The sequence below is a fragment of the Rhizobium sp. RAF56 genome, from assembly GCF_052113965.1.
Classification (GTDB): Bacteria; Pseudomonadota; Alphaproteobacteria; order Rhizobiales; family Rhizobiaceae; genus Rhizobium.
Genome location: NZ_JBFRDU010000039.1, coordinates 13,029 through 37,258, shown reverse-complemented (window position 1 = coordinate 37,258; position 24,230 = coordinate 13,029). Strand labels below are relative to the sequence as shown.

14 protein-coding genes are annotated in these 24,230 nt (G+C 58.1%); 8 read left to right on the top strand and 6 right to left on the bottom strand.

Annotated features, from left to right (window positions below; all coding sequences use genetic code 11):
- Positions 1 to 117: 117 nt before the first annotated feature.
- Both AB4048_RS24075 and AB4048_RS24070 read right to left on the bottom strand, forming a co-directional pair.
- On the bottom strand, positions 118 to 1,200 hold the full coding sequence (locus tag AB4048_RS24075) for a polysaccharide pyruvyl transferase family protein (RefSeq protein WP_442204519.1): 1,083 nt from the start codon (positions 1,198 to 1,200) through the stop codon (positions 118 to 120).
- Positions 1,158 to 2,228 carry a polysaccharide pyruvyl transferase family protein gene (locus AB4048_RS24070; protein WP_442204518.1) on the bottom strand — a complete coding sequence of 357 codons (1,071 nt, stop codon included), beginning with the start codon at positions 2,226 to 2,228 and terminating at the stop codon, positions 1,158 to 1,160. Before AB4048_RS24070 ends, AB4048_RS24075 begins: the two co-directional genes overlap by 43 nt.
- A 512-nt stretch (positions 2,229 to 2,740) precedes the next feature.
- On the opposite strand from AB4048_RS24070, the gene AB4048_RS24065 reads away from it, so the two are divergent.
- The 5 genes from AB4048_RS24065 to AB4048_RS24045 all read left to right on the top strand — a co-directional run bounded on the left by AB4048_RS24065 (position 2,741) and on the right by AB4048_RS24045 (position 8,693).
- On the top strand, positions 2,741 to 3,277 hold the full coding sequence (locus tag AB4048_RS24065; RefSeq protein WP_442204517.1) for a hypothetical protein: 537 nt from the start codon (positions 2,741 to 2,743) through the stop codon (positions 3,275 to 3,277).
- A 151-nt stretch (positions 3,278 to 3,428) separates the two neighbouring features.
- Positions 3,429 to 4,781 (top strand): glycosyltransferase family 4 protein, encoded by a 1,353-nt coding sequence (locus AB4048_RS24060; protein ID WP_442204516.1) that lies wholly within the window; start codon positions 3,429 to 3,431, stop codon positions 4,779 to 4,781.
- Positions 4,782 to 4,804: 23 nt separating this feature from the next.
- Complete coding sequence (locus tag AB4048_RS24055) at positions 4,805 to 5,467, top strand: hypothetical protein (RefSeq protein ID WP_442204515.1); 663 nt, start codon at positions 4,805 to 4,807, stop codon at positions 5,465 to 5,467.
- Positions 5,468 to 5,714: 247 nt separating this feature from the next.
- Positions 5,715 to 7,085 carry a glycosyltransferase family 4 protein gene (locus AB4048_RS24050; protein WP_442204514.1) on the top strand — a complete coding sequence of 457 codons (1,371 nt, stop codon included), beginning with the start codon at positions 5,715 to 5,717 and terminating at the stop codon, positions 7,083 to 7,085.
- Positions 7,086 to 7,607: 522 nt separating this feature from the next.
- On the top strand, positions 7,608 to 8,693 hold the full coding sequence (locus AB4048_RS24045) for a glycosyltransferase family 4 protein (protein ID WP_442204513.1): 1,086 nt from the start codon (positions 7,608 to 7,610) through the stop codon (positions 8,691 to 8,693).
- Here the strand turns inward: AB4048_RS24045 and AB4048_RS24040 are convergent.
- Positions 8,686 to 9,489 (bottom strand): SDR family NAD(P)-dependent oxidoreductase, encoded by an 804-nt coding sequence (locus tag AB4048_RS24040; protein ID WP_442204512.1) that lies wholly within the window; start codon positions 9,487 to 9,489, stop codon positions 8,686 to 8,688. The genes AB4048_RS24045 and AB4048_RS24040 overlap by 8 nt on opposite strands.
- A 482-nt stretch (positions 9,490 to 9,971) precedes the next feature.
- On the opposite strand from AB4048_RS24040, the gene AB4048_RS24035 reads away from it, so the two are divergent.
- Positions 9,972 to 11,264 carry a capsule biosynthesis protein gene (locus AB4048_RS24035; protein ID WP_442204511.1) on the top strand — a complete coding sequence of 431 codons (1,293 nt, stop codon included), beginning with the start codon at positions 9,972 to 9,974 and terminating at the stop codon, positions 11,262 to 11,264.
- 133 nt (positions 11,265 to 11,397) lie between these two features.
- Here the strand turns inward: AB4048_RS24035 and AB4048_RS24030 are convergent, their stop codons facing one another.
- Entirely contained in the window at positions 11,398 to 12,558 is a 1,161-nt protein-coding gene (locus AB4048_RS24030; protein WP_442204510.1) for an aromatic ring-hydroxylating oxygenase subunit alpha, read from the bottom strand.
- Between the two features lie 447 nt (positions 12,559 to 13,005).
- Between AB4048_RS24030 and AB4048_RS24025 the strand changes: the two genes are divergently transcribed.
- Entirely contained in the window at positions 13,006 to 14,430 is a 1,425-nt protein-coding gene (locus AB4048_RS24025; protein WP_442204509.1) for a cytochrome P450, read from the top strand.
- A complete protein-coding gene (locus AB4048_RS24020) occupies positions 14,427 to 15,302 on the top strand; it encodes a lysophospholipid acyltransferase family protein (protein WP_442204508.1) in 876 nt (291 codons plus the stop codon). Before AB4048_RS24025 ends, AB4048_RS24020 begins: the two co-directional genes overlap by 4 nt.
- Positions 15,303 to 15,462: 160 nt before the next feature.
- Here the strand turns inward: AB4048_RS24020 and AB4048_RS24015 are convergent, their stop codons facing one another.
- Together AB4048_RS24015 and AB4048_RS24010 are read right to left on the bottom strand one after the other, a co-directional pair.
- Entirely contained in the window at positions 15,463 to 16,776 is a 1,314-nt protein-coding gene (locus AB4048_RS24015; protein WP_442204507.1) for an aminotransferase class I/II-fold pyridoxal phosphate-dependent enzyme, read from the bottom strand.
- Positions 16,773 to 24,209 (bottom strand): type I polyketide synthase, encoded by a 7,437-nt coding sequence (locus AB4048_RS24010; protein WP_442204506.1) that lies wholly within the window; start codon positions 24,207 to 24,209, stop codon positions 16,773 to 16,775. The genes AB4048_RS24015 and AB4048_RS24010 overlap by 4 nt, the downstream gene beginning before the upstream one ends.
- Positions 24,210 to 24,230 lie beyond the last annotated feature (21 nt).

Below are 24,230 nucleotides of genomic sequence, written 5' to 3'. Positions count from 1 at the left end.
CGGCACCCGAACTAGGAACTCCAAGCAAGCTGAATATATCAAAGCCCAGGTCGCGACAATGCTCAACGATACAAAGAAAACCTTAATTTAGTTGTCCCCAACAACGGGCAGATTCTGTCAATAGGGGTTCGACTCCAGCAGCCCAGGAGGCACTTGCCACAGGCTGTCTTCAAACCGGACGGCTGGCTCGAGAGGAAAGGCTTGGAAGAGTGTATGGCCGCTATACTCAAGCGGATGCCAGTTGGCGTCAAGGAACCGCATGGCCGCATCCCAGTCGGTCCGCAGATGTAGGGGTTGAAGATAGCTCAAAACGCTATCAACACCGCCGCCGGTGTAGAAGTCGATCATTCGATGATCGATCGGACAGCTGCCATCCACTGAAAGGAACCCTGACGCGCCTTCGTAAGTCGCAAACCACGCGCAGGGAATGCCGTAAGCCTCAGCAATCACTAGGCCGTGCAGGCTCGTAGAGAGAATTCTGCGACAGGTAACGATTTCGCTCACCTTTTCCCGCAGTCCCTCGAGGGTCGCAGGCGCATAGGTGTTGATGATCCGGATACTGCCCGCGAGAGAGACAGGGATACCGTAGCGCGCCAAATTGGCACGCACCGAGGCGCCGGCAACGGCGCTATCAAGTTCAGAAATATGGACAATGACGCCGAGATCGCAGTCCTTCTTAACAGGGTCGAAGGGAAATATTCGTGGCAGGAACCACACTGGATCGCCGTAAACCTCAGGAACCGGCAGTCCAAGCTTGCGCAAGCCAGCGGCTGTACGCTTGCCGCGAACCCCGTGCACAATGAGCGTGGTGTCAGTGGGAAGTTGGTAGTCGATAATGCTGCCCGTCCAATTCCGCTTCAGGTCAAACCCCGTTCCCCATAGATGGACCTTGCCGTTGCGCTGGGCATGTCCAATCGTGCCCACCGCGGCCATGCGCTCGCAATCTTCCCCGAAGGAGGCGCGCTGGACGGCTAATCCCGACATCGCCGAAACGACGACCGCGCTGAGCGCGTCACCTAGGTTCGCATCCGGATGGCGTTTTGTGGTCCAGACCCAAGAGAGGCGAACACGCTCAGGGCCGAGACGCTGTTTCGTCAAAACTCCGGCGGCGACGGATCGTGTCTTGCGACGAAGAAGCCGTTTTACTTTGCCAAGAATCACAGGGACCGTCCCCATTGCCGGAGGCGTTTCATCAGCCATCCACCGACGGCGTCGCTGATGACTTCCCCATGGCCCTTTCGCATTGGCAAGGCCGAGATGATGGGGTGATCAAAGGCGCTCCCGGTTGGCCCTTTTTCCAGGAGGCGTCGCGGGAGCGGAAAAGCTTCGATCAGCCTGTCCTCTTGCAGGTATTTGGGTCGCCAAATGCGGTCGATCGTCTTTATCACGGCTTCCCAATCCGTTCGTTCTCCCCGAGGCTGATACCAAACATCCAGGAGTGTTTCCTCAAGGCCGCCATAGAGATCCACGAAGCGAAGGTCGATACCTTGCTCGCTTGACAAATCGATGCGACCGAGCGCTGCCTTCGCCGCTCGCGGCGAAAAATAAAGGCATGGAATGCCGTATGATTCGGCGAAGACCATTCCATGAAGGCTTGTGGATATTATTCTCTTGCAAGACAGAATCTCATCGAGGCGCTCGCGTAGGCCTGCCACCGAAACTCGCGTCACCGTATTGATGAGTCTCACGGAGTTCCTATCGTCTGGCGAAATCTGGTGCCTGACTGAGTTTGGTTTTGGATGAGCCTCATGCGCGCGGTCCGAGAGCTCAGAAAGGTGCAGGATGACCCCAAGCTCGTAGCGCTTTTCTTTAGGCGCTTCGTGAAATCGCGGTAGCAGCCATAGCGGGTCTCCGTAAACGGCCGGACCGCTGGCGTCCGGCCCCAGTATTCGCCGGCTAAATGGCCCGCGCGTGGCATGCACCGACACTTGGGTATCGCGAGGGCGGCTGTATGGAATTTTGGGTTGGTCTGTCTGATTGGGGTTGAGATTGGGTGACGTACCCGTACCCCAGAAACTGACGCTGCCGCCGGAAAACATATGGCCGATCGTGCCCACCGCAGCCATGCGCACGGCGGGCGATTTCGCGGCAACGTGGGTAATGGGTAGGCCGGAAAGCATTGAAACAATGACCGGCGACAGGGCGTCGCCCAGGTTGAGATAGGTTTCCTTGCCGCTTGCGGTGACCCAGGAAAGAGGGACTGCTCCGGAAGAGGAAACAACGTTCAATAATTCTCTCGACAATATGCACCATATGATTGAGTACTGTTGCGAACGCGGCGTTGGTCGTCGAGCGCCGGTCACTATTGCCCGCCCTATACCATGCCCTAGGGCCCTACAGAAGACGGCTTGATATCTTCAAACGCAGTTGACCGGCTTTAGATATTCTGGCAGGCCAAATCATGGGCTGAGGATTGCCTTTGCCCCTGTTCAAGGTTTAGGAAGTCCGCTAGCCACATTCAGTGCTCCGTGGCCTTGTCACTCAAAGGTCGTTCCTCTGCGAGCGGTCGGTCGTGCAGCGCAGACGACAGAATGGATGACATGCGAGTTCCTCTATGAGCATAAGCTTTGCCAACGTCCATAAGACGCTCCGCCGGAAAACAACTAGGACCAAGATATTCGAGGGCGCGAATGCCGAGTTCTCCGGTGATCGGATAACTGGCATTCTCGCTCCGCCCCGCAGCGGGAAAACGACGCTAATCGGTCTGACGACCGGGAGGTTACGACCGGACAGGGGGCGCGTGGAACGGTCCTCCCTTATCTCCTTTCCGGTTGCGGCAGGGGGCGTTTTCAATGGGGCGCTGACCGGCCGGGAAAACCTCGCTTTTCTGTGCCGCGTCTTCGGCTTCGATCCGGTTCCGATCATCCGCTTCGTTTTGGATTTCACCGAAATCGGCAAAGCGATCGACAAGCCGTTCAAGAATCTCAATCGCGATGAGCGCACGCGCTTGCTGTTCACGGCGTGCTATGCAATTCCGTTCGACGTGTATCTTGTTGACGAAAGTATCATTGGCGGAAGGGGCTCTTTTAGAACTAGATGCGAAGAGCTGGTTAGGGAGCGTATGCGCACGGCAGGCTTCCTGATCGTAACCTCTTCCCCAGCTTTGGTAAGGAAATATTGTGACGACGTGTTCGTCATCGACGAGTATCTAGTCCGACAAGCAGTCGACGTAGTGGAGGCTGAGGCGTGGGTCGGAGCCGACCGCTTGCGTGACGGCGACGGTGTTCTGGACATGGTTGCGGATGGTGGCGACAGCACCGTCATCAATCCGCGATAGGCGCAATCGGGAATTCGGCGGGTCCCATCGAGGAACGAAATTCGCGACTACCAATATTCAAATAGTGCGTGCATCGGAATTGAAATATGATCATTGCGTTTCAAATCACGAATTGGCTGCACCGCTCGATCGATGCTGCGGATAAAGCCCTTTGAGCCAGGATTTTTTACGGATGCCAAAGCCTCGGGTCATGATTGACGGCTACAATCTCGCAATGGAGAAGGGAACTGGGATCGCAACCTATGCGAGAAATCTTAGTGTTCAGCTCACACAACTCGGTCACAAGGTTGATCTGCTTTACGGGCTTCGTACCTTGGCAGGCAAGAATGACCTTTTAGCAGAGGTCGGCTTCTTCGACCCCTCACGTCGGCCGACAACGGCTCCAGAGGTCCTTCGCAGGCTGGCGACGTCGCCATTCGGCGTCAGGGCCAAGCAGGTGCCTATTACCGGAAAAATCATCGCGACAAACCTGAAGGAGAACTTGCCCACCCATGATCGCATTTACAATGCAAGCGACCTGTTCGGACTGTCCTATTCACATTTTCGCACGTATGGCCGCTTCCTGACAACAAGCTATGAAACAACTGCCGATGTCGCACACTGGACTTACCCATTGCCGGTAAAGCTCAAAAACGCCGCGAACATCTACACAATTCATGACCTCGTGCCGTTGCGTTTGCCCTACACCACCCTTGACAACAAGAAAGAGTTTTTCCGCATCGTGAAACGGATCTGCGACCACGCGGACCACATCGTCACGGTCTCGGAAGTTTCAAAACGGGACATCATCGAGTTGATGGGCGTTGATGCGTCCAGAGTCACCAACACCTATCAGGCGGCCAGTCTCCCAGCCCACATCGTCGGCAGGGATGAGGACGAAGTCATCAACGACGTGGAATCACTCTTCAGTCTGGAACACAAAAAATACTTTCTCTTCTTCGGCGCCATCGAGCCTAAGAAGAATGTCGGACGCATCGTAGAGGCCTATCTGGCGAGTCACGTCAAAGAGCCGCTCGTTATAGTCGGTCAGATGGTCTGGAAGAACTCCAGCGACTTGCGCTTGCTTGGAATAAAGTCTCACAACTCATCAGCAGGCGATGCCAACCAAGTCGCCGATGCGACAATTACGACCATTTCGAGAGCGTCTTCGATTGTTCGCCTTGAATATCTACCACTGGGGATGCTGACATCGCTCATCCGATGCGCTCGCGCCGTGGTTTTTCCATCACTTTACGAAGGATTCGGCCTGCCCGTTCTCGAAGCCATGCAGTTGCGGACTGCCGTTATCACCGGCAGCGAAGGGGCGAACCCGGAAATCGCGGGTGACGGCGCATATATCGTCGATCCCTACAATGTGGCCGCGATTACTCGCGCGATCAGGGAGCTTGCGAATGACGATCATCTGCTGCATCACTATGAAGAGCTTGGCTCGGAGCGAGCGAAATTGTTTTCGCCAGAGAAGTATAGTGAGCGCCTGGCAAACCTCTATGAGAAAGTGCTTTAGTTCGCCATATGCAATTTTCCTAGATGAGTGAACAGAAATCGCTCGATGAGCTTATTGCTCGCGCAAGATCCGCAGCGGATCACGCCCCGGACTCGCCCACCATCGCGCTTTTGCTTGATCTTTGCGATGCTGTTGAAAAATTGGTGGCGGATCAACGAGAAATGCGTCGGGAAGCGTTCTTAGACGGCATTCGCGGCGCAGCCAAAGCAATTCAAAGTCGGCAGGCAACGGGGAAGTCCGATCTAATGGTCGAACCCAAAGAAAATGCGGACGTCCTTGCGGCAGGGGCTGCCAGGATAGTCAATGTCACTCCGATTAGGATAGACGAACTTAGACGGCTGCGGCATAAGATCAACAGTGCTATCGAGGGCAATGACGAGATCGATGACGAGCTGAAGCGGATTTACTATTCGATCATAAGGGAAAGGGACCCATCTTCTTCCGATATTCTGCCTTCGGGTTCGCCGTCACGGTCGCTAGACGTGGCGACGTTCCTAATCGAGCGGGTATTACGGGAAGGGTGGTGGACCCTTGGCAATAGCGGCACGAACGTTCCCGAGAAGCCGCTCGCGAAGGTTGGCCGTTACGCGGGCCAAGATGCGAAGGCGCAGTCCGCAGCCACCACCGTCCTTACCCTTCTTTCCGCATGGGTGCTGACCTTGATAGAGGCCATAAAGGGAAAGTGAAAGGTTCAGCGAACTGCAACGGATGACGCAAAAGAGTAGCGCAGAATTTTCAATATCACCGCGTTTTATTCCCATTTCTCCAGATGGATTATGTTCATGGACCGTAGTAAGGGGAATCCCAAGGACCAAGGATCGTGTCCCATCAGGACCGAGTTTGGGGATAGTTTTCGTCACACTGGGTTTACAGAAGCCGAAGAGAATTTTAGACAAGATCGCGAATCAGTGAACTTCCGTACGATGCCCAACGTTGCAAGCCGATCTGGCCGTTGGAGGAAAGCGTGACCTGATGCGGGTACTCCTCGATGTCACTCGCGTCCTTGCGCATCGCTTCAATGAAACGCCGGATGGCATAGATCGCGTTGAGTATGCCTTGGTTCGCTGGCTCCTTGCAAATCACGGACCTGGCAGCGGCGACGTGTATTTCGTGATAACGGCGGCGAACATGCATGCCGCGCTGACGGGGCAACAGATGGCACGGATCGTTGCCGACATCGAACAGCGTTGGAGCGCGGGTCGCCGCCACGATGGAGGTTCGCCGGTCGACGCCCTAGTCCGTCATCTTTGTGAGCCGTTAGAGGTGGCAGAGACGCTCGCTGGCAGTAAAAGGTTCGGAACCGGGCGCCGGAAAAGCGGCGATGAAACCTTGCGTCCTCATGCGCATATTGGATTGGCACTTGCGAACGGTTGGCCGCTGTTTCGTAGGCTTCGTGCCGAGGCGCGATTGATCCGTACAGTCTATGTACACTCGTCCCATATCCAGCTCGAATATGGCCACATGTTCGAATGGTTAAAGGACGTTAATATCAAGGCGTCATTTTTCCTCCACGACATGATCCCGATTGACTTTCCGGAATTCTGCGGTCCGAGCTCGCGCGGCCAGCACATAAACCGCCTGAAGACCATCGCCGCCCATGCGGATCATCTTTTGGTGAATTCCGACTACACGCGAGACCGCGTGATGCATCATCTGCCAAGATGTAAGCAGCCGTTTCCAGGAATTTCGGTCTGCGGCCTCGGCACGGAGATTCGCGCCAGCGACTCACCGAAATTGAAGCCGATCGTGGCGAGGGTGCCTTATTTCCTCTGCTTGGGCACGATCGAGGGAAGAAAGAACCTCACCCATATCATTAATGTGTGGCGGCGCATTCTTGACGAGGAGGGACCGGAGCGAACGCCCCGATTGCTTTTCGTAGGCAAACGTGGCTGGGAATGCCAGAATGTTTTCAACGTGCTCGACCGAAGCACCGAACTCGCTCCCTATCTTGTCGAGGCTAGTGGCATGACGGACGCCGAAGTAGCAACCCTTGTCGATGGGGCCGCCGCCGTGCTCGCCCCTTCGTGGGTGGAGGGATTCAGTCTGCCGCCTATGGAGGCCATCTGCCGTGGCGCCCCCGTGGTCGCTTCCGATATCGCGGTCCACCGGGAGTTGATTTCCGCTCACGCATTGCTGCTTGATCCGGTGGATGGCAAGGCCTGGAAAAACGCGGTGCTCGATTTGGCCTGGAGACCGGAGGCGCGTAAACAGATAAAAATGCAGACAGCCGGTTTCTCGCAAAGATCCTGGGATGACTTCGCTGCCCAGTGTATGGCCGCGGTTATTGAAGCCTGCCAGAAGTGAACGGGCGGAGCGTATCTAAGACAATAGGCCTTAATCGAAAGTCTGATCTGCTCCGAAATTCCAAAAATTGAGGCGGCTACTGACGAACTCACTATTGGAGAAAGGATCAAACTTGCCTCAAAGGACGTTTGACGCTATCGCTTGCCTCTACACGGCCGAGAATCTCGTCTTCTCCCAGGATCAGAAATATTTTCCAAGCGCCGCGGCTGGTTATTCCCAATCAACTGTGCAGATTGGAAAGCGTCTCGAAATGGCATTCGGAATTCATGGTGCAGGTTTGATGAACATGTCCAATGCGAGCCAGTGACGTCGATGAGCCGTCCTATCGCCTTCCATCTGCTGCGCGGCGTGCTCGGTGCGATGTCCCATACTCCCCGTGGGATAGACCGGATCGATTTTGGCCTCGGGTCCTACCTTTTGGAGAATTGGCCGTCCGACTGTGTCGGGGTCATGCCAACCCCTTGGGGGATCCGTTACTTTTCGCGTGAACGCGTACTTGCCGCTCGCGACAGGCTTGCCGCTATGTGGAAAGAAAAACCCATGCCGGGCGGTGACCCCGCCTATTGCAGCCTGCGGCGCGCCCTGGCGAGCGGCGTGCCCGCACCATACCCCCAGGCGCGCAAAGGCGGTTTCATCACGGTTAAGGGGGTCCTCCGCATGCTGCAACTTGTCCTTGGCGATGGGCCGTCCCTCGGCTATCCGGTGAAAACGTTGCCTCCCGAGACGATCTTCCTTGATGCGGGTCATTTCGGGCTGTCGACGCCGCTGTTCCTCAAATGGCTGGAAAACCGGCCCGACATTTCGCCTGTTTTCATGCTGCACGACGCCATACCGCTACAACACGCGGAGCTGGTGGCCCGTGATACGGTTTTGGCGCATGAGCGTTTGATGGATGCGAGCGCTCGCTATGCCAGATGCCTTCTGGTGCCGACTCCTTCGGCAGGTGCAGCGATCGAAGCTACCCTCGTAGCACGCGGTGCGCGGAAAATTCCCATTCATCCGGTAATGCTTCCGATCGACGACATTTTTCGCGAAGCGGTCCCAGCAGCGGACCCGGTGCTCGATTCCCACCCTTATTTCGTCGTGTGCGGCGCGATCGAGCCGCGAAAGAACCATCTGCTTCTTGCGGAAGTCTGGCACCGGCTTGTGGCGCAGATGGGAGAAGCGGCGCCGCGATTGGTGATTGCCGGAGCGCCAGGCTACAACTCTGACAAGATCATGCATCACTTCGCCTGCGACTCCAGGCTTAATCGCCATGTCTTCTTCGTCGCCGGGCTTTCGAGCGCCTTGCTGGCGCGCCTGATGGGCCACGCGCGCGCGCTCCTCATGCCTTCCCTGGCAGAAGGATTTGGCTTGCCGCCGCTGGAAGCCCTGACACTCGGCACTCCCGCCATCCTCTCTGATATTCCGGCGCATCGAGACGCGGCTGGGGCTGCCGGGTACTTTCTACCCGCAAGCGACGCGGATTCCTGGACGAGTACGATCGTCCGGATGAGCCAAGATGGCGCCGACTATGACGATGCAAAAAGGCGTCTTGCTGGTCTGAAGACCCTCAACTGGACGGAATTCGTAACCAACATCCAGGCGGTGCTTGAGACAGTCAATTAGCGCGCGAGCCTTTCACAAAGAAACGCCGCTCTCGACCGCCGGCACGGCGCAGGAACTCGGGTACAATTAATGCGAGTCGTGAAGGCCAGTAGAGCGCGGAAGGAAAGCCGGAAATCCCCCGGTTCTTCTCCATTGCCGTCAGAATGTGTCGGGCGGCCTGGTCCGCGGTCCATTCGTGGGGGCGCGCGCCGATGTGGTGGGGCGCCATGCCCGTCGCGACGAAGCCGGGACAAGACACGACAACACGAATGCCCTCTTCTGCCAAGGCATCGCGCAGCCCGATGCCATAGAACAGGAGGCCGGCCTTGGCGGCGGAATAGGCCGGCGCGTCCGCCAACGGGGCGAATGCTGCAAGCGAGGAAACCAGGACGATCGTTCCTTGCCGACAGGCGCGCATGGCGGGCAGGACCATGTGGACCGCCTCGACTGCGGCAACCAGATTCGTATCGATGACGTGGCGTGCGACATCTACGCTTTCGATCACCTCTCCATGATGGCGCCCGTCAAGTATACCCGCATTGCCAACGAAGAGGTCGATCGGGCCGGCAGTCTCGATATCCTTGATGAACTTTGCCAATCCGGCGCGGTCGGTGATATCCAGCTCGCCAATGACAATATCCGCGCCGACAGCACGGCAGTCGGAAGCCACCGCGTTCAGTCGCTCCCGATTTCGGCCGATCAATACTAGGCGTCGACCCGACGCTGCGAGTTGGCGAGCGAGGGCGGCCCCAATCCCGCTCGACGCGCCGGTTATGACCGCGGTTGCGATGGTATCATGATAGCGCTTCTTTGCCATAAATTGGTATATCCTCACGTCCGTCAAATGTGAGTTTCATGGCGCAAGCCGTCGTCCAGCGCAATCACACCCCTTGTGTTTTTGACGCCGCTTGCGCAATGAGAGATCGAATTCCATGCACTGTGGAGGTCATTTTGGACGGTTATGCGCATAGCGTCAGCAAAACCATGACTTTGCATCGACACCTCATGGCATTTCGCCCGTCTCGTCGATCAGCGCTGATTGGCGGGTACCGACGTCCGTCCGCTAAGGATCGCCTTCATAAGTGCGTACGCCCGTCTCATGGAGACTGCGGCAGTCAAATCTCGCGGCGCCAACCCCGTCATTGTCTCCCGCATGGTTTTGCGCAATAAGTGACTGACAATCACCGGAACTCCACTCCTATCCAGAATGCACAGGCTTCTCTCTCTCTTATCGACATGCATCTTCGACGTAGAGATCAGGCGTGCGGTCGTTCGGCGGCCGGCAAAGGATGCCGTCTGATGTCGATTCAGCGCCGAATCCTATTCCTCCAAGGTCCGACAAGTCTCTTTTGGCGTGAACTCGCCATATCTCTGGAGGAACGTGGGCACAAAACATTCAAGATCCACGTCGCGCTCGGCGACCAGCTTTGGTGGTTCCGGCGAGGCGGCGTTGCCTATCGTGGCCGGTTCTCGCGTTGGCGCGGGTTCCTGGAGGCGTTTGTGGAGCAACACGGCATATCCGACATTCTATTCTATGCGGACCGCCAACCCTATCACGTCATCGCGCAAGACGTTGCAAAGGCAAGGAAAATTAATGCTATAGCCATTGAAAACGGTTATTTGCGGCCAGACTGGATAACGATGGAACGCGCTGGTATGAGCGCCTATTCGCTATTTCCCGACGACCCTGCGGCGATTAGGCAGCGCGCGGAAAATTTGCCTGAGCCCGATCTTGTTCCGCGTTACCGCCACAGCTTCGGCTGGGAGATAACCAATGAGATCCTCCACCATGGTTTCAACTATCTTTACCGTCCTCTGTTTCCATTTTTCCGTTCAGGACGGTACTACGACCTTTTCGCGGAATATCTGATCGGGCTGGCGCATCTTCCCGGAAAAAACCGGCAAAATAGGCGGGCCGAGGCGACGGTCTCAGCGCTCACCAGCAAGCGTTCACCATTTTTCGTAGTCGCCCTCCAGCTGCAGGGAGACAAGCAGATCTTAGACAATTCGCCCTTCGCTCATCTCAGCGAAATGATAGATATGGTTGTTTTGTCATTTGCCAAGAATGCACCACGGGACACACAACTCGTCTTCAAGCAGCACCCGCATGACAATGGTGCGGAGAACTGGAGCCGGCGGGTCCACAGGGCTGCGGCACATTGCGCGATCGCGGATCGAGTCAAATTCGTCGATGGCGGAAGCCTCGACAAGATGCTCGCGGCGGCGAAAGGCTGCACAACCGTCAATTCGACCGTTGGCCTGTTGGCTATCCGCGCCGGCTGCCCCGTCAAGCCCCTCGGTATCGCGATATACGACATGCCTGGACTGACGCACCAAGGGTCGCTCGATTCATTCTGGACACTGCCCGAGCCGATTGACGCTCTGCTTGCGCGCGACTTCAATAAAATGCTGGCGGCTACAATCCAGGTGAAGGGAAGTTTCTACGACCCGAAAGGACGCGAGGCGGCGATCGCAACCATGATTGAGAGAATTGAAGCCGGCCTCCCGATGCTCCCAGGAGCCGCTGGGGTCGAGCCACCCCGGCTCGTGAAAGCTCGGGAGCTGGGCGTGCGCATCCTGGAGAACCGCTGAGAAGCGTTGCGGTTGCACGATCCTCGGGCGCGCAAATTCGACGCTTTGCATGTCAACCAGCCGCGGCCAGAACCCATGCTCATTGACACCGTGAAAATGTATCTGATGTTCCTACTTCCAGAGGGACCGGGGATTACACCGCGGCCTTCTGTGTTGCCGTCAAGAGAGCTTCCGCATATGCCTCCTCGAACCAGGCGATGCGCTGCTCGTGACGACCGAGAAGCTGTTCGCCATCAACTTGATGGGCGTTCGCCTGTAGGCCTTCGCAGATCACGTTATCTTCCTTCATGATCTTGCTGGCAGCGTGCGCGACGATCGGTGGAACGATGCGGTCGAGGAACGGACGCAAAAGCCGGCTGGCAGTCTTTTGCACGACGTCGAAAGCGGTGGGGTAAACCCAACTATGTACCTTTGTGCGGTCGCGAGCCATCGGGCGATAGCGCAACGCCGATGCGTACCAATGGGGCGATCCGAAGATATCGCGTATCTGGTAGAACGAAATGAGAAAATTTGGGAAGATATTCACGATCAGATAGTGGCGGGGATTGTATCGCCCGGCCGCGCAGGCTCGTGCCGTTTCGGCGAAGCTTTCCTTTTCGGCGGTATGGAAGAAGGCGCTGTGGCGGCCGAACCGATGATACTGGACGTTGGCTGACTTGAGATAGCCCGACTTTCCAAAGCTTTTGGGATGGACGGCGACAAGGTGATAGTCATCGAGGCTGATGTGATGCGAAAACTTCCAATGCGCCCGGATCTCCTGACTGAAACGATAGGGCAGGTCGCGGGGCGATGCCAGCTTCTCAATCAAGGCAAAACCGTCGGCCAGAAATTCGCGCAAGGATTCCATCCCGTCGCCACGGAAACGGGCAAAAATCAAATCGCCGCAATGATCGACCTCTAGCTGTTCAAGCCTCCTCCCCATCTCCCGAGGGATGCGGTCGAACATCTCCCTGCACAGGGGGATACCGAGCGCCTGGCCGTCGCGATTGTAGCGCCAGTGGTGGAAGCCGCAGACAATTTGGCCGTTACCTCTCTCCTGCGTCCTCAAGGGATAGAAGCGATGGGCGCATCGATTCTCGAACGCGCGAATGTCACTCTCGAAGCGTTGCACGAATATCGAGCGGCCGCCCAGTGTCGTAGCAAACCAGTCGCCATCTTCGGGGATATCCGATGTGAAGCCGACGAACGCCCAAATCGTGGATAGGCGTTGCTGCTCGAATTTGAACGCGTTCTCGTCGGTGCTCGCGGCAATCCAAAATGGATGCCCAAAGTCGGGTGCCTGTTCCGCAAGCAACGGTTGCCTCCTTGGCTCGGCCGTGTTGACGCCACGGTCGTGATTCGCAAACTGGTTTATTCGTAGGACATCTTGATGCCGACGTCGTTCGAAAATCTCGACGTATTTGGTCCTTCACGCGCGTTCCGAAGTTCAACGGGTTCGCAATCCGCCGCGACATTATGGCCGCGCGGATAGGCGCTGGCCTTCGCGCGTATGCGGAACCCGACCGAATTCATCCAAACATTTGAAACTTCGGTTTCCGACTTAGGCATTGGAATGGTTTTGCGTTTCCTGTCGCTCAAACACGTTTGAAGGTCGGCATGGGTTGCTGTAAGAACGGCGACCAGAGTTTTGGTGGACGTCATTCATTTTGGCGGCGCGCCGGGGTATGTTTGGTCAAACCGAGGCCGGGTACTTCTTGGGCTCCGGCTCAGGCCGCGAACGGTCAGCAAGTGGATTTAATGGATGTATTTCGGTCTTTATGAGCCTGCGCCCGTTATCGAAAATTGCGGAGACGATTTTTTCATAGCAGCCCATCCCCAGCCGCTGCAAGACGCACCGAATATCGTCCAGATCGTTCTCGGCGCCCGCCACAGCCTCATCGGGAACTGGGTGGAAGAATACTATAGTTCCTGTATCGACAGTTTCAAGATTCTGACGCGTCAGGTGGTCTTTGCCAATACGCCCGAGAGCGTGAAATACGTTTTGGCGACACGCCACGACAACTATGAACGCAAAAGCCCGCAAATGCGGCGGGCGCTTGAAGTGTTGCTCGGCGACGGCCTATTCATCAGCGACGGCCAGGTCTGGCAACGCCGACGACCACTGGTTGCCGACATCGTGCATAAGAAGCGACTACCGGAGTTCGCCCCCAGCATGGAGACCGTAACGCTGGCGCTCACCGAACGTTGGCAAGCCTTGCCCGCGGGTCATGAGTTCAACATGATCGCCGAGATGGCTGAGCTGACAGCAGAGATTATTTCTCGCGCAGTATTCGGCCGCAATCTCGGCGCTGCAGCCGCGCGCAAGGTCGTTGATGGGTTCACCCGCTACCAGAAATCGATCGACAGCTTCAATCTGGGCTATTTTCTCGGCGTCGACGATGGATTGCCGGTGCTTCGGGGACCGAAGAGCCGCAATGCCGTCAAGCAAGTGCATTCCGTCGTGGAAGACGTCATTAACGCCCATCTGGAAGGCAAGGGCGACCCCGGTTCGATGGTGGACCTACTTGTCCGCCGCAACCAGCGCAATCCCGAGCTTGGGCTTGATGTCACGGCGCTGCGCAACGAAGCCGCGACCATTTTCATGGCTGGCCATGAGACTACGGCAACCACGCTTACCTGGGTTTGGTACCTTCTTGCAAATGCCCCTTGGGTCGAGCAAGCTGTTCATGACGAACTCGACCGCATCTGCGGCGAACGGCCGGCGACGATGGAGGATCTGCCCCGGCTTGACTTGTGCCAGGCCGTGATCATGGAAGCTTTGCGGCTCTACCCGCCGGTGCCGCTGTTGCCGCGCCAAGCCAAGGAGGCGGACGAGATCTGCGGAGTGCCGGTAGAAAAGGGAGCACTGGTGATGATTGCGCCATGGCTCCTCCATCGCGCCCGGGATCTTTGGGATCGGCCGACGCATTTCCTCCCGGAGCGCTTCCTCGGCGGGGCCAAGCCGGAGCCATATACATTCCTCCCTTTCTCCGCCGGGCCGCGGATTTGTGCCGGTTTGAATTTCGGCCTCAGCGAGGCGGTCCTGTGCCTGGCGATCCTTAGCCAGCGATTCCGCGTGTCGATACGGCCCGGCTACAAGGTTTCGCCGGTGTGCCGACTGACATTGCGGCCGGACGGTGGTCTGCCGGTGACTGTGACGCCGCGGGAGCGTGGGGTGCGCCAATGAGCACGTCCTTGAACCACCTAAAGGACGCATGGGAATACGCCGTCTATTGTCTCCTGCGCCTCGTGCCCGTCGACGCGGCTTCTGCAATCGGCAGCTTTCTCGTTCGAGTGAATGTACGTCGTTCAAGACCCCGGATCATCGAGGGCGCAAAGCGAAACCTGGCTCTTCATCGGCCGCAGTGGACCGAAGCGCAAATCGAATCCGGCGTTTACAACTTTCTGGATAATGTCGGTCGCTTTATGGCCGAATTTGCCACGCTTCATCGGCTTCTCGGTAAGGGGCGGGTCACGGTGGAGGGGGCTGAGCATCTCTTACCCTGCGTCGGCAAGGTACCCATCCTAGCGCTGGCGCTGCACACCGGAAATTGGGAGGTCATGGGGATCGGCCTGCGAAAGATTGGTGTGCGTTTCGCTACATTCTACGAGCCGCCCGAAAGCGCCGTGCAGCGTCGAATCGCGATTACGACACGGGAGGCCCTCGGATTTCAACTTCTGACACCTGACAAAGTAGGGCTTCGCCAAGCGATGGGTCTGCTCACCCAGAAGAAGCCCGTCGCGATCTTTGCCGACGAGGCAAAAGATGGCCGTGCGATGGCGCCGCTTTTCGGACGTCCCCCGCACAAGAAAGGAAATCTTAGTATCGCCGCACGGCTCGCACGACAGTTCGACTGCACCCTGTTTGTTGCGCATATCGAGCGCGTCGAAGGTTGCCGCTTTGTGATGCGCATAGGCAAACCTTGTCGCCTTCCAAATGGGGACGGTCGCACAATTCTGGACGACGTCGCCTATCTCAACGAATTGATTGAGCCCATTGTTCTCGCCAATATCGACTGCTGGTATTTCCTCGACGATTCCATCGATGCGATCGAATGACCGCGACCATCGGCGCGCACTGCTGTGATTTGCGAAAACGCAACATGAGGTTTTTTGTTACCAAGTTTGCACGCTACGCCATCAGCTCGCTTTGAAGCGGAAGGGAGCTCACATGCTCTCAACATAATAGAGTGAAGCAAAATAGGGCTATGGGCACGTATCAGCGCATAATTTCGATGCAAGCGTCGACGACGCCGTCGATCTGTTCGTTCGTATGCGTTTGATTGATGAAAAACCTCAGGCGCGATGATTTTTCTGGCACTCCCGGCGGCAAGATCGGGAATGCGTTGAAGCCAAGCTGTAGCAAGCGCTCCGAGACCCGCAGGGTCTTGAGCGTGTCGCCGATGAGAACCGGAACTATGCCGATGCCCCAGCTCTGACCGAGATTGAGCCCGCCTGCGCGCGCCCTCTCGTAAAAGCGCTTCGACAGTTCCCTCAGACACGCGACGCGTTCCGGTTCGCGCAGCATGATGTCCAACGCGACCGTCGAGGCGACAGCCGCCGATGCCGGCATGCCGACGCTGTAAACGAAGCCCGGCGCATTGTGCTTCAGGATATCGACGATGACCCCGCTTGCCGCCACATAACCGCCGCAACTGACAAGTGACTTGGAAAGCGTGCCGAGCCACATGTCGACCGCTGAGGGGACAACGCCTTGGTGCTCGAATATTCCTCTACCGGTGGCACCGAGCACGCCGAGGCCATGCGCATCGTCCATCATCAGTAGGGCGCCGTAGCGCTGCTTGATGTCGATGAGGCGCGCAAGGTCCGGCCCGTCGCCATCCATCGAGAACAATCCTTCGCTGACGATCAGAACCTGCTCGAAATTGTCCCGTTCATCTTCGAGCAGCCGCTCCAAGGCAGACAGATCGTTATGAGGGAAAAACCGCCGGGCGGCACCGGACAGCTGCGCGCCAACAACGATACAGTTGTGGATGACGGCATCGTGAACGATAAGATCCTTCGGACCCATGAGCGTCGCAAGGGTCGAAACCGCGGCAGCGTGGCCCGACACGTAGGCAATGCAGTCTTCCGACTCATAGACTTTGGCCAGGGACAATTCCAGGTCGCGATGAACGCCGCGCTCTCCAGCACTGATCCGACTTGCAGAAACCGACGTTCCGAGACGGGCGATTGCGTCGTTCACGGCTGCCAGAATTTCCGGATGGCCATTGAGCCCAAGGTAGTCATAGGAAGCGAAGTTGGTGATCGTTTTCCCGGAGATGACGGACGTCGCCCCGGCCTTGGATTCGTGCCGGCGATAATAGGGATCCTTGATCAGCAGCAGCTTCGCAAAATCGCGCTGCATCTTCATTTGTTGATAGAGCGGATGACTTTCGAAGCTGAGATCCCGATGCTTGCGGACATCGACGGCCGGTGAGTTCGAAACGTTGTGAGTTGACTTGCTATGCATCGAATCGAGCAGGCGATCGAACGCCACGTCAGAGATCGGAGCTTCGTAGTTGGATTTCACGATGCTGTTTCCTGGAACAATACGGAATCGAGACGCGACTTAAGTTCATGAGCTTCTTCGGCACTGACAGCTTCCGCTGAATGGGCCTCGATCAAGCGCATTATGCGGGCCTGCACTTTGTCGACCTCGTCCACCCGCGCACCAACGTCAATGCCCAGATGATGAAGAACGATCGCAGCTACGTCGCCAAGGCGGCTGCTGCTGATCCCGACGAGTGGTACCTGCGCCCCTGCCAGCCGTTCGATCCCAAGCTGCAATTCGAGCGCCATGAGAGAGTCCAGCCCGAGTTCGCCCATGGGCCGTGCAGGATCGACTTGGCTTTCGGGCATGCGGAGGATCTGTCCGACCTCGCGCCGCAACATGCGGGTCACGATCTCGAGCGCTTCTTCTGCGGTCTTTCCGGAGACCATGCTTGCTATATCGTCGCCTATTTCTCCGCCCTCTTGCGTTCGGATGAGGTTGAGCCCCGAGAAAGCTGGGCTGTTGATGAGTGCCAGTTTGCCGGCGGCTTCGCTCTGGGCGATGCTGCTATAGAACTGCACCGGATCGACCTTTTCCCCCATGACGAGTAAGCGACCTAACTGCGCGAGCGCCTCGGAAGCCCTTATGCCAACCACGCCTGTGGTCCGGCGAAGACGATCGGCCAAACTCTGGTCACGCGATACAATACCCGCGTCAGAAATGGCTCCCCAGCCGATCGCCAGGGCGGGCTTGCCTGAAGCTCGCCGCTGCCGGACGAAACCTTCGAGGAACGCATTGGCGGCGACATAGGCGCCTTGGCCGGGACTTCCGATCATGGTCGTTGCTGACGAATAAACGACGAAGAAATCAAGCCTGCGGTCGCCAAGCGCGGCATCGAGATTGAGGACGCCCTCGACCTTGGCACCGAGCACCCCACGTAGACGCTCAGGCGTAAGGCTTGAGATGAGTCCGTCGTCAAGAGCGACTGCCGCGTGCACGACCCCGCGGATGGAACCGTATTGGTTCGAGACGTTATCAATGAGCTCACGGACCGCCGTCAAATCACGCACGTCGAGAGCCTCGACGATGACCTTAACGCCCTGATCGCGCAGCAATTGCAGATCGGCAATGCACTCCGGCTCGACCCAACCGCGCCGGGAAGCCAAAACCAGCGTGGTGGCGCCCTTTGCCGCGAGCCAGCGCGCGGTCTTGAAGCCGAAGCCGCTGGTCCCGCCAATCACGAGGTAGACGCCGGCTTCGGCGGTGAAGCTCTGCGCGTCCATATTTTCACGGGCGATTCTTGGCGGGCGAACGATCATCTTGCCAATATGCTCGGCGGACTGCATTGAGCGGAACGCGTTACCGACCTCATAGGCTTCCAAGGCCTGATAGGTGAGAGGCGCAAGTTCGCGGCGCTCGAATGCTTTGGAGATGTCAGCCACGATGCTTTCAACCGTCGCCCTGTCGTGTGCCAACAACTCGTCGAGATCCACTCCTGAATACTGCAAATTCCGTACGAAGGGCCTCAGCTCTAGGAGAGTGTTGTCGAGAAAGTCTCGCTTCCCGAGCTCGATGAAACGGCCAAAGGGCTTGAGTAGCCTCAAGCTTGCATGCATTCCCCTGCCGGCCAGCGAATTGAGGACGACATCGACGCCGCCTATCGTCGAGGCAATGGCGTCCGCAAAGCGCTCTTGCCGGCTGTCGAAAACCAGCTCCGCTCCCGCGCTGCGTCCAAGGCGGCGGCGCATATCGTTCGAAGCAGTACCCAGTACGCGCGCACCGAAGAAGCGAGCAATTTGGATTGCCGCTTGCCCAACGCCACCCGCTGCGCCGTGAATGAGCACGTCCTCGCCTTTCTTTAGGCGGGCGCGCTCGACGAGGGCGTACCAGGCGGTGACGAATGCGACCGGGATCGTGGCCGCTGCTTCGGTGGTGACGCCATCCGGGATCGGGAAGAAATGCCAGACTGGTGCAATCACATGGGACGCAAAGGCATCCTTGGCAAAACCCATCACGGGAGTGCCGACTTTCAATCGGGTGACGCCAGGACCCGCGCGCACGACGACGCCCGAGCACTCGAAACCCAGTGACGCAGCGGTCAGCCCGGCGCCGAGGAGATCATCGTCTAGAATTCCCAGTCCGACTAGCACGTCGCGGAAATTGAGGCCGACGGCCGCCACTTCGATCTCGATCTCGCCTACGGCGAGTTCGCGGCGTTCCGCGATCTCCCACGAGAAGCTATCAACGCGACCGGGATATTCGAAATGGAGAACGCTGCGCGCGCCCTCGGGGAGGGAGCGGGGCCGCAGCAAGCCGCGGCGGACGCGCAACACCGACGCGCCATTGCGGTTCACCTGCCACTCGCGTTCGGACCCTGGCATGGTGACAATCTTTGCGATGACTTCGATGTCAGCGCCGGGCAAGACGTCGATCAGCCTCAGGTCAATACCGGGGAATTCATTGATAGCGACGCGCACGAAACCACGGATGCCGCTTTCCACGCCTGATTTGGCGGGGCAGCTGTTGGACAGGGAGTCGGTAATCACGAAAAGGCGGACCGCTCGTTTCGAAGCTTCTATGCTGACAAGAAGCCCTTTGAGATATTCGATCCGATATGCCAGTTGCTCGCTCGGAGGGCGATCAAGCGCATGGGGCGGCAAAATTAGAGTGGATATCGCCTCGTCGGGAGTAGCCTCCACCCAAGGGCGAAGAACCTTGTCAGGCGCGCTGCCGGTGGCCACCACCTCTATCAATTGGACGAAATCCGCAGCAAGCGATGCAACTTCGCTGTCGACAACGACCGCGATTCGGCTCGCGCCGGCAATGCCCCTGATTATGTTCTCGTCGAATTTCCGCACGCCGGTCCGGCCGAGAATAAGATGTCCCAGACCGTTGTCGGTCAGTGACTCTTCGAGATCCTGCAGGCCGGCCTTGCGCAGGCAACGCACGATGGATTTCTTCGTCGGGATTCGTCCGCGGACGCCACCGTCTGTCCCTCTTTCCAGCCAGGGCTGCCAAAGACCACGTAACATGTGAAGCGCGTTGTCCACGGCCGCCACGGCGACGATCACCGGTGCGGCGGTTTTCAGTAGACTGAGTGCCTGTGAGAGCATCCTTTCGTCGTCAGCCGCGAGCGGCGACGTAGCGAGGCTGATGAGGACGTCGAAAGCGACGGGCATGTCAAGCGCCTCGTCGTTGAGAACCAAGCCGTTAACCAGCGCGTCGGCGCGGAACGCCTGGCGTTGCGCTTCGATAGCCGCAGCGTTTGGAGATGCAAAGGTGACTTCGATGCGCCCAGCGTCGACAAGATCGCTGACGGCGCAGGTTAGGCCGTGTCCAAACGGCTCGATCGCGAGTACCCGAAGAGGCGTGGATGCGGCGTCTGCGAGCTGCCGCAAGGTTCGCGCCACTGCCTCCACTGTCGGACCAATCAATAGGGCGTCGCTTTCGAATCGTTTAAGCATCCATTGCGGCGCCGTCGGGAACTCCCCTTCCCGTACGATTCGCTCGGCATATTCCAAGGCATTGGCGGCGAGGCGGATCTCCATGTTGGCCGATGGAAAGCGCTGCATCAGAGTCGCGAGCAACGCGGCAGGCGAAGGGAACGGGAAAGTGGCATCGTCCGGCTGGCTAGGAATGGAGCCGAACTCGTTCAAAATGTCGTACAGGACCCCAAGATAGGCCTCGGAATTCGCGGCAACCCGGCCGGATGCGATCAATGCCTCGGGCGATACGCTGACACCGTCCTCTGTGAGGTGAGAAACAATGCTGTGGGCGAGTGATACGCAGAAGGCGCGGATAAGGAGCCACGCCGGGGAGATGGGCACATCGACGTTTCGCCGTTCCGCGCGGATAGCATCGAAGGCGGTTGACAGGTCTGGGCGCGCGAGCCCGACCACATCCGTGTGGAACGTCCGGTCGGGAACCGTCGCCTTGGCAAGATAGACTGCCCGCAAGACCACCGCCTCGATCGACGCGACGAGCGTGCCATCTTCGCTGAGCAGCGAAATTGCCACTGTTTTGAAGCGGTCGGTCTCGCTGGTCAAAAGCGTGATCGCGCGGCGGATCGGAATTCCGTGATCCCAAACGCGAACCTTGCGGAACCGAACCGGCATATACGCCTTGGTCTCACCGTCCTTTTGACGGCGTGAGATGAAAAGCCCATGAAGTGCCGCGTCGAAAGAGATGGGATGCAATACGTATTCTTGTACGAAGCTGGCTTCGGCTGCGGGCGGCTTCAGCCGCGAATCCGTCGTCACCTCATCGCGCTCGATCCCCTCTACCAGCCGGAATGCCGCGCCATACTCAAGACCCGCCCTGGCCGCCTCCGCATAGACTTCAGAATATGTATTGCTGATAGTCCGTGCCGGAACGGGAGGTGGGAGTGTTGCGCCTTTCTGGCTGCGCAGCATGCGCAGCGTGCCGCGCGCATGTAGAACCCAATCGCCCTTAGCAGGCGTAAACCGCTTCCGGCTCAAAATTTCCAGGGTTTCAGACTGTTCCGCCCAACGAGTGGAGACCTCGCGGATTTCACCAGGGTGGACGGCCAACGCCTTGAATACGTCGAATTCATAGAGTTCCAGCGGCACATTGCCATAAAGCTCGCGGCCGACTTGAAACGTCATTTCGACCAGCGCGGCCCCAGGCACAACAACGGCGCCGTCGACCAGATGATCCGCGAGATAGGGGACGATCGACGAATCCAGCAAATTGCGCCATTCTGGCGATCCGTCAGACATGCGGTCGCCGAGCAATATGTGGCGCGGGCCCGCGCTGACCATCTTGCCGTAAGCCAGTAGGGCTTCCGAGGTTCCGCCCAGATTGAAATTGTCCCGCTGTAACGGATAGGCTGGAATTGCCAACCTGTTCCGTCGGCGCGGTCCGAAGATCTGTTGCCGATCGAAGGGCAGACCGCTGCTAACGAAACGGGCGATCATTGTCATGATCGGGTCGCCGGTAGCCGGATCCTTGTCCGAGAGGGTCCCGGTTGTCTGGCCTTCGATGCCCAGTGCTCGTAGAGTGTCCTTGATCGCGCCGGCTAGGATCGACTTCGGGCCGATTTCAACGAAGCAATTGATGCCGCTTTTATGGGCGTACGCGATCGCGCCGCGGAATAGAACCGGGTCGCGGACATTGCTCCACCAATAGTCGCCGGCTAGTGCCCTGCCATCGATGCGTTCGCCGACGACTGTGGACACAAAGGGTATCCTTCCGGATCGAGAGGTAATGGCCGAAAGGTCCTTGATAAGAGGGGTGCGAATCGGGTCCAGCACCGAAGAATGGAACGGATACTCGATATCGAGCGTGACCGTCGCAATCTTATGCAGGCGGCAGGCCCTCGAAAATTCGGCGATAACCTCGACTGGACCGGATACGGTGGTAGAGAGCGGGCTGTTGAGCGCGGCGATCTCCACACTCGACATATCGAAGGCGGCCGTCAGTTCCCGAGTCCGCGCTTCGTCCGCGGCCACGACCAGCATCGTCCCTTGGCCACGAACGGCCTCCTGGTGCTGACTTCGGAGATAGATGACGTTGACGGCCGCTTCCCGCGACAGTACGCCGCAAGCCTCCGCAGCGGCTACTTCGCCCACACTGTGACCGAGCACTAGATCGGGCCGTATCCCGAACTGCGATAGAACGGCCACAATCGCCGACTGGATGGCAAAAATCAACGGCTGGCTGACAGAGGTCTGGGCCAATCGGTCAGCCTCCAGCCCGTCGTGCAACGTGGCGGCAATAGACCATCCCGAAAGGGGCTCGAAGAACTGGTCGATGTCGGCAATTTCGGCACGGAAAAGTGCCGAAGCCTTATAGGCTGCCTGTCCCATTTCCTTGAACTGGCAGCCGTTGCCGCTAAAGACAAACCCGACGCGATTGCGTTCCCACGACGCCGACGTGACGATCCCGGTCGGTAGGGGTTTGTTCTGTTCGAAGGCATGCAGGGCCGGCAACACTGCGGCAGGTTCGGCCAGCGGCACGGCCAGTCGGTGTGGCAAGATATCCCGGCAATGGCCAAGCGCCGCGGCGAGTTCCGCCGCTTTGGCACCTTTGGCCAGCATCTCGCTCACCTGACGCACGCGCGCCTGCAGCGCCTCCCCCGTCGCAGCCGAAACCAGCATGAGCTGCGCGTTGTTCTGCTGCGGGGCGCCGGGGAACGCAACGATGTCCGCGACAGGGTCGCCTTCTGCGATAACCACGTGGGCGTTGGTTCCGCCAAAGCCATAGTTGCAGACGCCGGCGATGAGGCCCCGCCTCGCATCAAGGGCGACGGCCTCTTTGGCAACACGCAAATTGAGGTCGTCGAACGGGATCGACTCGTTCAAGTCTTCGCTGAAGAGAGATCTAGGAAGAAGGCGGTGCTGTAGGGCGAGGCTCGATTTCAACAACCCCACCAAGCCGGATACGCATTCGAGGTGACCGACGTTCGACTTGGCGGAGCCTATCATTAGCGGGCTTGCGCGGTACTGACCGAGCCCTTCCCCGATCGCGGCCGCCTCGATGGGGTCGCCAACCTTAGTGCCCGTTCCGTGCGCTTCGACAAAAGCAAGCTTCTCGGGGTTGAGGCCTAGATCGGCATAGAGCGTTTCGATCAATTGCCTCTGCCCGTTGAAAGAGGGCAGCGAAATGCCAGGAGTCCTGCCATCGGAATTCACGGCCGAGCCGAGGACAACGCTGCGCACGTGTTCGCCGTTTGCGCGAGCATCCGTCAGCCTGCGAAGCAGGATGACTACTGCGCCTTCTGAACGAACGTAGCCGTCGGCCTGGTTGGAAAAAGGCCGTGAAAGGCCTGTCGGCGATAGCATCCGGGCCTGAGAAAAGCCGATGAAAGGCGCTGGCGAGAGAAGAAGATTCGCCCCGGCGACAAGGGCGAGGTCGACACGCTTCTCGCTCAGTGCTGCCATCGCCTCGTTGAGCGCTACGAATGAAGAGGAACACGCAGAATCGACAGTGAAGCTTGCGCCACGAAAATCGAAGGCGTGCGAAATACGGTTTGAAAGGATCGAAAGGGAATTGCCAGTCATATAGTGGCTTCCCATGACGGCTGGGTCATGGGAAGCGCCGCTCTGGTAGTCGACGGTCGAGGCGCCCACATAGACACCGACATTCTGACCGGAAAGCGACGAGGGCGGAATATCGGCATCCTCGAAGGCGCTCCAGGCGACTTCGAGCAGCAGCCGTTGCTGGGGATCCATCTGACGTGCTTCACGCGGCGATATGCCGAAAAGGGCCGGGTCGAAGGCGAAGGGATCCTCTAAATAGCCGCCGGCAAAGCTATAGGCGAAACCTGGCTCTGGCGATCCCGGACGCAGGAAGCGACTGATGCTCCAACGGCCCGTCGGCGCGGTCGCAATGGTGTTCTGACCGGATTTCAGTACATCCCAAAATGCGTTGAGATTCGCCACGCCCGGCAAACGGGCTCCGGCCCCAATGATCGCAATTTCAGCAATGACTGATTTAGCAGCAGTTTTCACTATATAATATTCCTCGAAATA

Coding starts and splice junctions, on each gene's coding strand:
- AB4048_RS24055 (WP_442204515.1), top strand. CDS start 4,805: ATGAGTGAACAGAAATCGCTCGATGAGCTTATTGCTCGCGCAAGATCC.
- AB4048_RS24045 (WP_442204513.1), top strand. CDS start 7,608: ATGTGGAAAGAAAAACCCATGCCGGGCGGTGACCCCGCCTATTGCAGC.
- AB4048_RS24035 (WP_442204511.1), top strand. CDS start 9,972: ATGTCGATTCAGCGCCGAATCCTATTCCTCCAAGGTCCGACAAGTCTC.
- AB4048_RS24025 (WP_442204509.1), top strand. CDS start 13,006: ATGTATTTCGGTCTTTATGAGCCTGCGCCCGTTATCGAAAATTGCGGA.
- AB4048_RS24040 (WP_442204512.1), bottom strand. CDS start 9,489: ATGGCAAAGAAGCGCTATCATGATACCATCGCAACCGCGGTCATAACC.
- AB4048_RS24020 (WP_442204508.1), top strand. CDS start 14,427: ATGAGCACGTCCTTGAACCACCTAAAGGACGCATGGGAATACGCCGTC.
- AB4048_RS24075 (WP_442204519.1), bottom strand. CDS start 1,200: ATGGCTGATGAAACGCCTCCGGCAATGGGGACGGTCCCTGTGATTCTT.